This is a genomic window from Nocardiopsis sp. LOL_012, assembly GCF_048060475.1.
Taxonomy (GTDB): domain Bacteria; phylum Actinomycetota; class Actinomycetes; order Streptosporangiales; family Streptosporangiaceae; genus Nocardiopsis.
Window position 1 is genome coordinate 195,087 of sequence record NZ_JBHMIV010000003.1, and the last position, 10,442, is coordinate 205,528.

General features: G+C 73.2%; 7 protein-coding genes. 1 reads left to right on the forward strand and 6 read right to left on the reverse strand.

Annotated elements, in window-relative coordinates; translation table 11 throughout:
* Positions 1-29: 29 nt before the first annotated feature.
* The 3 genes from ACFHWE_RS03475 to ACFHWE_RS03485 form a co-directional block, all read right to left on the reverse strand.
* The gene (locus tag ACFHWE_RS03475; RefSeq protein WP_416599122.1) at positions 30-2,822 is read right to left on the reverse strand and encodes an AAA family ATPase; all 2,793 of its coding nucleotides are present in this window, start codon (positions 2,820-2,822) and stop codon (positions 30-32) included.
* Between the two features lie 503 nt (positions 2,823-3,325).
* On the reverse strand, positions 3,326-4,300 hold the full coding sequence (locus tag ACFHWE_RS03480) for a carbohydrate kinase family protein (RefSeq protein WP_416599106.1): 975 nt from the start codon (positions 4,298-4,300) through the stop codon (positions 3,326-3,328).
* Positions 4,297-5,604, reverse strand: coding sequence for an AGE family epimerase/isomerase (locus ACFHWE_RS03485; protein WP_416599107.1), 1,308 nt, complete (start codon positions 5,602-5,604; stop codon positions 4,297-4,299). The genes ACFHWE_RS03480 and ACFHWE_RS03485 overlap by 4 nt, the downstream gene beginning before the upstream one ends.
* Before the next feature lie 179 nt (positions 5,605-5,783).
* On the opposite strand from ACFHWE_RS03485, the gene ACFHWE_RS03490 reads away from it, so the two are divergent.
* Positions 5,784-7,775, forward strand: a complete 1,992-nt coding sequence (locus ACFHWE_RS03490; RefSeq protein WP_416599123.1) for a cation:proton antiporter — start codon at positions 5,784-5,786, stop codon at positions 7,773-7,775.
* Positions 7,776-7,805: 30 nt separating this feature from the next.
* On the opposite strand, the gene ACFHWE_RS03495 is transcribed toward ACFHWE_RS03490, so the two are convergent.
* From ACFHWE_RS03495 to ACFHWE_RS03505, 3 genes are all read right to left on the reverse strand, one after another.
* Entirely contained in the window at positions 7,806-9,146 is a 1,341-nt protein-coding gene (locus ACFHWE_RS03495; protein WP_416599108.1) for an acyltransferase family protein, read from the reverse strand.
* A gap of 273 nt (positions 9,147-9,419) precedes the next feature.
* Positions 9,420-10,004, reverse strand: coding sequence for a putative glycolipid-binding domain-containing protein (locus ACFHWE_RS03500; protein ID WP_416599109.1), 585 nt, complete (start codon positions 10,002-10,004; stop codon positions 9,420-9,422).
* A gap of 104 nt (positions 10,005-10,108) precedes the next feature.
* The coding region (locus tag ACFHWE_RS03505) for a sodium:solute symporter family transporter (protein ID WP_416599110.1) at positions 10,109-10,442 on the reverse strand (334 nt) is incomplete at its 5' end.

Sequence of the window (10,442 nt, forward strand, 5' to 3'; positions counted from 1 at the left end):
GCGCCGTGGAGGGTCTGCCGCTCCCCGCGTCAGTTGAGCAAGCGGGCCAGATCCACGCGGGACCTGATGTTCAGCTTGCGGAAGATGCCGCGCAGATGGTGTTCGACCGTGCGCGGACTGATGAACATGTGCGCGGCGACCTCGCGGTTGGTCGCGCCTTCGGCGACCAGCCGAGCGATCTGCTGCTGCTGAGCGGTCAGCTCACTCGTCGAGGGCGGGTCCGGGTCGCGTTCGGCGGTCCCGATGGCCCTCAGTTCGGCCCGCGTCTGGCGGACCCAGAGTCGAGCACCGAAGCGCTCGAAGGATTCCAGGGCGTCGTACAGGTGCTCGCGTGCCCGTCCGGGGAGGCGGGCCCGGCGCAGGAACGCCCCGAAGAGCAGTTGCGTGCGCGCCTGTTCGACGTCGTCGTCGCCGCAGGCCCGGTGCAGGGCCAGCGCGTTCTCGAAGTGGTCGGCGGCCTCGTCGCCCGCGGCCAGGAGCCCCTGGCCGCGCGCGGCCAGCGCGCGGGCGCTCAGGCTGCCGACCGCGTCGGCCCAGTACTGGTAGCCGGCCTGGGAGGTTCGGGCCCAGTCGGTCTCACCCATCCGGGTGGCCGCCTCCACGAAGTGGGGCGCCGTGAGCAGGCGCATCGTCGGGTGCCCGTATCCCGGCCCGGCGTGGACCAGGGCCCGCAGCCGGAAGAAGGCCTCCGCGGCGTTGCCCCGCGACAGTTCCAGGACGGCCAGGGCCCAGGAGGCCAGCGCCGAGGCCAAGCCGAGGCTCTTCTCCCCCGCCTGGGCGGCGACCGCGCGCGCCCGGATGCGGCAGGTGTCCACGTCGCCCTGGATCGCGGCGATCATCGCCAGCGAGGCCAGGTTCTGGGTGGCCCAGATCGACTGCCCGTGCTCGCGCGCCGCCTTCAGTCCGTGGAGGGCGTGGCCCGCGGCGGAGGGAAAGCGGCCGCTCCAGAACTCGGAGAAGACCAGGAACCCCAGCGCCGCCGGGACGGGGGCGTGCTCCCCCTGGGTCTCCCCGGCCTCCACGGCCCGCGTCATGACCCGCCGCACGAACGGCGCGTCGCCGAGCCGCAGTCCGCAGACCCCGGCCCAGATCAGCTCGGAGGGGAGGTCCATCCCCTCGGAGAGCTCCATGCCCTCGCGCAGGATCGGGGTGGAACCGGTGTAGTCGCCCCGGAAGGAGAGGGTGCACCCCTTGAGGTAGGCCATGACCAGGCGCATCGGCGCCGGGTCGTCGTCACGTACCAGTGAGGCGGCCAGGTCGTAGGCCTTGCCGTGCCGGATCGGGTCGCCCGCCAGGGAGGCGGAGTCGGCCGAGCGCACCAGGGCGCGCAGGGCGAGTTCGCGGTCGTGGCCGATGAGCTCCCGACCCACGGCCATCAGGCGCTCGGCGGCGTCGATTGCGTTGCCCTCACGCATGGTCAACTGCGCGTCGACCAGGTCGATGATCGCCCGTCGCCTGTCGGTGACGGCCAGCGGCCGGGCCTTGCGCACCAGGTGCGCGCCCCGGTCGGTCCTGCCGCCCGCGTAGGCCTGGTAGGAGGCGCTGGCCAGTCGGCAGGCGCGGATGTCGGGGTCCGGCGTGAGCTGGGCGGCGCGTTCGTGGGCGTAGGAGGCGGCCAGCGGCCCCTCCAGCCTGCGGGCGCGCAGGGCGGCCTTCTCCACGGCGTTCGACAGGGCCTCGTCGGGGGTGCTCGACCCCGCGGCGGCGTGGCGGGAGAACTCCAGCGGCGTGTACTCCGGGTCCACCGCCTCGGCGAGGGCCCGGTGAACCGCGCGCAGCCGGTTGGCCGGGGCGTCCTGGGCGATGGCCTCGCACAGCAGCGGGTCGGAGAAGACGACGTTGGCGCCCTCCACGTGCACGATCCCGGCCTCCTCGGCCGGCTCCAGGTCCCCCACCGTGAGGGCGGGATCCCCGCTGGCCTCGATCAGCAGGTCGACCCCGGGGTCGGCGGCCAGGGAGGCGATGAGGAGCAGGTGCTGGACGTGCTCGGGCAGTTCGCGGTAGGCGGTCAGGAACGAGGCGCGCAGCCGTCCGGGCAGCCGGAGCTGCGCGGGCAGGGGCTCCAAGCCCCGGATCTGGGGTGCGGACAGGCCCCGCAGGTGGCCGATGGCCACGGCGGGGTTGCCGTGGGCGGCCTTGACGAGGCGGGTGCGCACGGCCGAGGCCGGCGTCACCGGTGCGCGGTCGGTGATGATGTCGTGCACCGAACGCGAGCTCAGCGGCTGGAGGAGGTGCTCGGTGACCCCGGGGACCAGCTCGTCCGGGGCGGGCTCGTCCTCCGAGGCGGGCAGACGGGCCGCGGACTTGCCGTGTCCGGCGTGGGCGGTGAACACGGCCGCGATGTGCAGGCCGCTCAACCGCCGGGCCACGAAGGCCAGGGCCTCCAGGGAGGCGGAGTCGAGGTGGTCGGCGTCGTCGACGCAGATCAGGAGGGGCTTGTCCTCGGAGGCGAGACGCAGCAGGTCGAGGACGGCCGTGTACAGGGCGAAGCGGTCGGGGTCCGAGAGCACGCCGCGGGTGAGGGTGTCGCGGATGAGGTCGCGCCTGGACTCGGCCAGGCGCTCGGCCTGGCCCTCGACGGGGCGCAGGAGACGCTGGAGCCCGGCGAGCGGGATGTCGGCCTCGGTGGAAACACCGGCCGCGTGCAGGACGGTGAAGTCCTCGGCAGCGGCGCGCGCGTGCTCGACGAGCGCCGTCTTACCGCGCCCAGGTCCTCCAGAGAGAAGTATGGAGGCACCGTGAGCAGACCTCGCGTCGTCCAAGACGTCCGCGAGGATCCGTCGCTCTGAGTCCCGTCCCCGGAGACGGACACCCGGGGACATCGTGTACCTGCCAGTCACAGGCTCACATTCGCATACGAAGACCCCATCGCGGCAGGTGCGAGTGGGCACACTGGTCGTTTCACCGATACCGGGACCGACTCGCACGGAGCGCGGTCGAGACCATCTCGGACGGCGGGGTGCGACGGTGCGGGACTCACTGCCCAGTCTTGCATCAAAGCGACCACCAGGGGTTCTCTGGCACCAAAGGGTGAGGGGACTCACTCGGGAGGGTGTCCACGACCTCCCTCACGACCCCTTGACGACCAAGGTGCGGTTATCAACCTGCAATACCCCCGTAACACCCCCCGCGATTCGGTCATTCCGGACATTAACCATCAAATACACCCTTTAGTCTCGTACTGACGTCTTCGTGATCCCCCCGTAGGGGATTCCACCGGCCCCCGCAGCAGCCCTGCGGGGGCAGTGCGGCGCACCGCCCCCGCCGACCTGCGCAGTGCCCGAAGCCCCGGGGTTTCGGGCAGAAACAACCGATAACCCGGCCGTCAGGGCTCCGACAGGGCCGACGCCAGCTCCCCACCCGTGGGCGGATCGGCGCCTTCACGGGTCACCGTCACCGCCGCCGCCCTACTCGCGAAGACGAGCAGCTCGCGCACCCGGTCCACGGTGAGGCCGGCCAGTCGCCCTGCGGGGTCACCGCCCAGCAGGTCCGCCCGGTCAAGCCAGTGCAACAGGGCACCCATGAAGGAGTCGCCCGCGCCCACGGTGTCCGCCACCCGGACCTTCGGTGCGCGGACCTCCACCTGCCCCGCGTCGCAGACCGCGAGAGCGCCCCGCCCGCCCAGGGTGACCACCACCAGCTCCGGCCCCAGAGCGGCGACCTCCCGGGCCGCCCGCTCGGGGGAAAGGCCCGGATGGAGGAAGGCCAGGTCCTCATCGCTGGCCTTGACCACGTGGGCCAGTGCGGCGTAGCGCGGCGCCAGCTCCCGCACGGCCTGCGCGTCGCCGATGACGTCCGGCCGGATGTTGGGGTCGAGCGTGAGCGTCACCCCCCCTCGCGCGCGTTCGCGTTCGAGCAGTTCCCCGATCCGCGAGGCCCCAGGCTCCCGGAAGAGCGCCACCGACGCCGCGTGCAGCGCGCCTGCCCCCGGGGGCAGGCGGTCGGGGAGTTCACCGGGGCGCCAGCGCCAGTCGGCGGCGTCGTCCATCCGGAAGTCGTAGCGCGCCGACCCGTCCGTGGCGAGCGTGGCCATCGCCAGCGACGACGGCTCCTCCGCCGCCACCAGCCCGGCCGGGTCGAGCCCCTCGGCCAGCAGGCGCTCGCGGATGCGTTCACCGAAGCCGTCCGATCCGATCCGTGCCAGCAGTCGGGTGGGGGTCCCCAGCCGGGCCGCAGCCACAGCCGTGTTGGCGGGGCCTCCCCCGGGCACGGCCCGGACCACGTCGCGCCCGTGCTCGGTGGGCAGCAGGTCCATGACGTTCTCGCCGACCACGACGAGTCTGGGCTCACGCTCGCTCATGCCGCGCCTCCCCTCTGCGCGCCGGAGCCGCCGGCCAGTGCGCCCGCCAGGGAGCCCGCCAGACCGATCCGGGGCAGGAGCACCGCCTGGTAGGCGTGGTAGACGTCGGGCTTGCCGGGCCACACGCTCCCGGCGGGCCGGTTGTCCGGATCGAGTTCGTGGTGCCAACCGCCGTGCTCGCGGTCGATGTGGTGGCGGTCGGCGTAGGCCCACCAGCGGTCGTAGTCGTGGCCGTAGGCGGCGTTACCGGTGGCCTCGCCCAGGGCCCAGGCGGCCATCGCGGCCTCGACGACGACCCAGTGCATGCGCTCGCGCACGACGGGGCTGTCGTCCCAGTCGAGGGTGTAGACGAACCCCTCCCGGCCGTCGGCGGCCCACCCCCTGCGGACGGCGTGGTCGAAGAGCGCGACGGCGTCGGCCCTCAGCCACGCGGGGACCTCCTCCCCCGCGCCGGTGAGGGAGACCTCCAGGTGGACCAGCAGCCGGGCCCACTCCAGGAGGTGGCCGGTGGTGCTGCCGAAGGGCCGGAAGGGGTGGTCCGGCTGCTCCCGGTGGTGCTCGGGCAGGGCCTTCCAGTCGGAGGTGAAGTGCTCCGGCAGTCGCCAGTCGTACTCGGCGGCCACCCCGTGCACGAGCCGCTCGGCGATGGCCAGCGCACGGCGGGCCCACCGGGCATCGCCGGTGGCGTCGGCGGCGGCCAGGAACGCCTCCACACAGTGCATGTTGCTGTTGGCGCCCCGGTAGTCCTCCGTGGCGCTCCACCCCCGGTCCCAGCTCTCCCGGACCGCCCCCGCGGAGTCCTCCCAAAAGTGCTCCTCGACCACGCCGAGCGCCTCGGCGAGCAGGTCGGCGGCGCCCGGTCGGCCTGCGACGGCGGCGCTGGCGGCAGCCAGGACCACGAAGGCGTGCTCGTAGGCGGACTTGCGGAGCTCCTGCCCGGCCCGGCCCCCTCCACTCTGGGAGCGCTCCCACGAAGCGGGGTCGGAAAGCGCCGCGGGGTCGGAGGGGACCGCGTCGAACCAGCCGCCCAGTTCGGCGTCGCGCAGCGGACCAGCGAGTGCCGCCAACCCGTGGTCGGCGAGTGCCGCCGCCCCCTCCGTGCCCCGCAGGTGCGCCAGGGAGAACACGTGCGTCATGCGCGCCGTGATCCATGCGGCGGTCGGCCTCTCCTCGACACGGCCGCGGGCGTCCAGCCAGCCGAAGCCGTCGGAGACGGCCGAACCGGCGGCGAAGGAGTACAGACGTTCCTCCTCCGCGCGCAACCACTCAGGGTGTCCCGGGCCGGGACGGTGCGATGTCGTCACTCCACTGCCTCCTCAAGGCACGTCGGTACGCGGTTCACGATATCCGCCGCTCCCCGGCGCGTACACCCGTGTTCGCAGATGACAGCGGGGCTGGCGGGGCCCGAGTGAAAGGCCGCCGATACGCTCGGGAAGAACCGGATCCGCCCCCAGGGCGCCGTGTGAGGGGATTGTGTGTGGTGATGCTCGCTGCGGGGGAGAGCCCCGCCTACCTCGGACCGATCGTCGCGCTGCTCCTCGCTGCGGGGCTGATCGGCGCGCTCTTCGTCCGGCTCAGGGTCGTCCCGATCGTGGGCTTCCTGCTCGCGGGCGTGGTCATCGGACCGCACCAACTGGGACTAGTCCCGGACGTGGAGATGGTCGAGGCCGCCGCCGACATCGGCGTGATGCTCCTGCTGTTCACCATCGGTGTCGAGTTCTCCCTCGAACGCCTGGCCAGGATCAGGCGCTTCGTCCTGGGCGGAGGCACCCTCCAGGTGGTCCTCACCACGGCCGCCGTGGCCGGGCTGTGCCTGCTGCTGGGCGTGGACTGGAACGTCGGCGTCTTCACCGGCTTCCTGGTGGCGCTGTCCTCCACCGCGATCGTGCTCAAGGTGGTCGCCGCCAAGGGCGCCACGCAGCAGCCCGTCGGCCAGGCGTCCGTGGGCACCCTCATCCTCCAGGACCTCGCCATCATCGTCATGGTCATGCTGATCCCGGTCCTGGGCGGCGAGGCCGGCGGCACCTGGGAGGTGGTGCGGGCGCTGGGCACCGCCGCCCTCGTCCTCGCCGCCGTCATCCTGGTGGCACGCAAGATCATGCCCCCGCTGCTGGAGCGCGTCGCCCGGCTGTGCTCACCAGAGATCTTCCTGCTGTCCATCGTGGCCATCGCCCTGGGGGTGGCGTACCTGACCTCGCTCGCCGGGATCAGCACCGCTCTGGGCGCCTTCCTGGCGGGCATGGTGCTGAGCGAGTCGCGGCACAGCGCCCACGCGCTGAGCGAGATCATGCCGCTCCAGATGGTCTTCAGCGCCGTCTTCTTCATCTCCATCGGCATGCTGCTCGACCTCGCCGTCCTGGCGCAGATGTGGTGGATCGTCCTGCTCCTCGCCGTTGCGGTCGTCATCGTCAAGGTGCTGACGACCTTCACCGCTGTCTCGGCCCTGCGGGTGGGGCCGGCCACCGCCGTGGGCTCGGCCTTCCTCCTCGCGCAGATCGGCGAGTTCTCCTTCGTCCTCCAGCAGACCGGGGCGGCCTACGGCCTGTCCCCGGCGGGGATGGGCGACGAGGGCGGACAGATCCTCGTCGCCGTCACGGTCCTGCTGATGACCGCCACACCGGCGCTGGGCGCCCTCGGCGCGGCGATCGCCCGCCGCCTGCCCCGGAACGCGGCCGCCGAGGCCGCCGCCGGTCTGGAGCCGGACGCCGACACCCGCGACCGCGTCCTCATCTCCGGCTGGGGGCCCGTCGCCCGGAACCTGGGCGCCTACCTGGAGGCCAACGGCGTCCCCTCGACCGTGACCACGCTCAGCCCCGACCTGGCCGCCGACGCCGAGAGCCGCGGGCACACCGTCGTCCGGGGCGAGGCCACGAAGGCGACCGTGCTGCACGAGGTCGGCATGGACCGCGTGAAGCTCATCGTCATCGCCGAGAACGACTCCGAGGCCGCCGTCCACATCGCCCACGTCCTGCACGGGGTGGCTCCGGGCGTACCGATCGTGGTGCGCCCCACCGACGTCCCCGACATCACGGGCTTCTACGACGCGGACGTGAAGCGGGTCGTGGACACCCACCGCGCGGTGACCGAGCCCCTGGGCGGGGCCGTCCTCGACCTCCTCGACATCGACCACACCCACCGGGGCCACCCCGATCCAACCGTGGTCAGGCACTTCCGCCCCGAACCCGACACCGCGTGCGCGCACATGGAGGACCTGCCCCCCGTCCTGCCCAAGAGCCCCGGCTGCACGGAGTGCCTGCGCAAGGGGCGCCACGACTGGGTGCACCTGCGGATCTGCGCGCAGTGCGGCTTCGTGGGCTGCTGCGACGACTCCCCCGGCCGCCACAGCCAGTGGCACGCCGAGCGGGCCGGGCACCCTGTCGTCATGTCCGCCGAGGACGGCGAGGACTGGGGGTGGTGCTTCCTGGACGAGCACCTCGTGGCGGACACCGGTGCGGCCCCGGCGGAGAACGCCTGAGCCCGGCCCCGCGCCGGGCGCGCCCCGGTCTCAGCCGACCGGGCGCACCCGGCGCAGACGGGGCGCGTTCATGAGGAGGAGCCCCGCCGCCACGGCGGCCAGGGCGAGGAGGGGCCTCCAACCCACTCCCAGCCCGATCCCGGTCAGCGCGCCCAGCCCGCCGCCGATGAGGGCGGCCGAGGCCAGGACGAGGATCGGCCCCGGGTCGCCCGCGAGCAGCCTCGGCGGTTCCTCGAACCGTGCGGTCAGGGACGCCGTCAGAACCACCAGCGGCGTCAGCGCGGCCGTCCCGAGCGCCCCGAACAGCAGCCAGGAGACGGTCATCGGCTGGGGGGTGTCGACGCCCAGACCGTAGACCAGGGTTCCCGAGACCACGCTGACCGGGATCATGTGCCACAGGTAGACGGTCATCAGCCGGGGGCAGAGCAGGTCCAGGACCCGGGCAGGTCCGGGGCGGTCGGCCCACGCGCTGATCCAGCTCCGCAGCAGCACGGCGGCACCGATCTGGAGGGCGCCGACCGAGGCCAGGACCAGGTTCGGCGGGAAGACGTTGGACGCCTCCATCGCGAACACGCCGGTCATGTTGGGCGAGTACAGGCCGGTGAGCGCGAGCACCCCCACGGTGGCGGCGCCGGCCGCGACGAGGACCGCCCCCTGGCGGGCCCGCAGCGCGCCGCGCGCATAGAGGAAGCCGAGCTGGTGCAGGCCCAGCCACACGAACACCACGTTCGCGTAGCCGGCCGTGTCCGACCCCGTCGCGATCCGGGCGGCGTCGGTCAGGCCCGCCGCGGCGAAGAGCGCCACCGCGGCCCAGGGGCCGATCCGCGCGTCCGCGGCGGCGAGCACCGGGGTCGCCACGACCACCAGGACGTACACCGCCAGGAACCACAGCACCATCCCCGCCGCCTCGGCGGCCACCGAGACCGGCTGCTCCGGCACTCCGCCGACGGACAGCAGGTGGGCGGCGCCGATCCACACGGCCGCCACCGGGACCACCGGCCAGGCGATCCGACGCAGCCGCCGCGCCACCCACGCGGTCGCCGTGCTCCCGCGGCCAGAGGCGGACCGCCAGCTCAGGAGGTTCGACGCTCCGCCGACGAAGAAGATCAGCGGCATGACCTGGACGAACCAGGTGAGGGTGGAGCCGCCGTCCACGCCGATCACGCTGGTCGCGGCAAGCTCACCCGGCTGCCGCGTCAGGACCGGCAGCCACCAGTGCTGGAGTACGACGAGCCCCATCACCAGCAGGCGCAGGACGTCGAGGAAGCGGTCGCGGCCGGGAGCGCCGACCTGCGGCACGGAGGCCGACACGGCGGCCGGAAGGGCCGAAGGCCCGCCCCCGGTGCCCGGTCGTCGGACGGTCGTGGTCATCGGCGCTCCTTGTCGCTTCCGGTCACAGGTGTGCCCGGGCATCCGCGTGACGGGATGGGCTGCGGCTGGTCGGACGCTCCCCTGGCGGGCGGCGGCCGTGTACTCGTCATGGCGTCGGTACGAGACTAAGCGCGCGGCGGGGCGCCGCACGATGGATCGGCCCCCACAGTCTCGGTGGTACGGGCACTACCGCAGGACGGGGTGGCCCCACGGTCCGTGCGCCCCTGTAAGGCGAAAGGGGTGGCGGCGCATTCCGCGTCGGGCGCGCCGGTCTCAGCCGACCGGGCGTACCCGCCGGGCGAAGCGCTCGTGGTCCACCACCACGCCGTCGGTGTCCACGGAGAGTTCGCACTCGCCGTGGAGCGGGTCCCGGTAGGTGTAGCGCTCCAGGCCGCCCCGGGCCGGGTGGCGGGTGTAGCTCCGGCGCATGCGGCTGACCGTCAGGGAGGGGATGTCGATCCAGGCCACCGCGATCTCGCGGTGCTCGCCGGGACGCAGTCCCAGACGGCGGATCGGCAGGGTGCTGGTGAGCGGGGTGGCGGCGACGTCGACGTCCAGGCAGCCCACGAGTTCGGGGAGGGGACCGCCCCGCGCGTCACTCCACCGGCCGTCCCGGGCGGTGAGGCGGACCGACTCCGCCCCCGTGACGGTGACGGCCTCGACGCACACCTCGCGCGTGGTCCATGCCAGGTCGGTGCGGATGGTGAAGCGGGTGAAGAACCGTTCCCCGTCCGCCGCGACGGCCTCTCCGGCCTCCAGCCGGTACCCGCAGGGTTCGGCTAGGAGGCTGCCGAGCCCGAGCCCCTCGGAAACGTCGGTCCGGGTCCAGGCCGCCGGGTACGGCGTCGATGACGACATGCCCCCGTTCTACCGTTTTCGGACACCGCTACGCCAGAGGACGACGGGCCCGTACCGCCGCGCGGCACGGGCCCGAGAGCACCTGCGGCTCGGGAGGGGCCGGATCAGCCGGCGACCTCCTCCGCGACGGACTCCGAACGGACGGCCTTGACCTCGCGCTCCACGCGGTCGAAGTCGGACTCCATCACGTCACTGACCTTGCCGAGCGAGTTCAGGGCGAAGATCGCCACGAAGCCCACGATGACGCCGGGGACCATGGAGAACAGGCCGATGCCCAGGTAGGAGCTGTCGACGATGTCCCAGACGATGGCCGTGCCGGCGCCCGCGATCATGCCGGCGAGGGCGCCCGTCCAGGTCATGCGCTTCCAGAACACGGCGAGCAGCAGGACCGGGCCGAAGGCCGAACCGAAGCCCGCCCAGGCGTAGCCCACCAGGTCC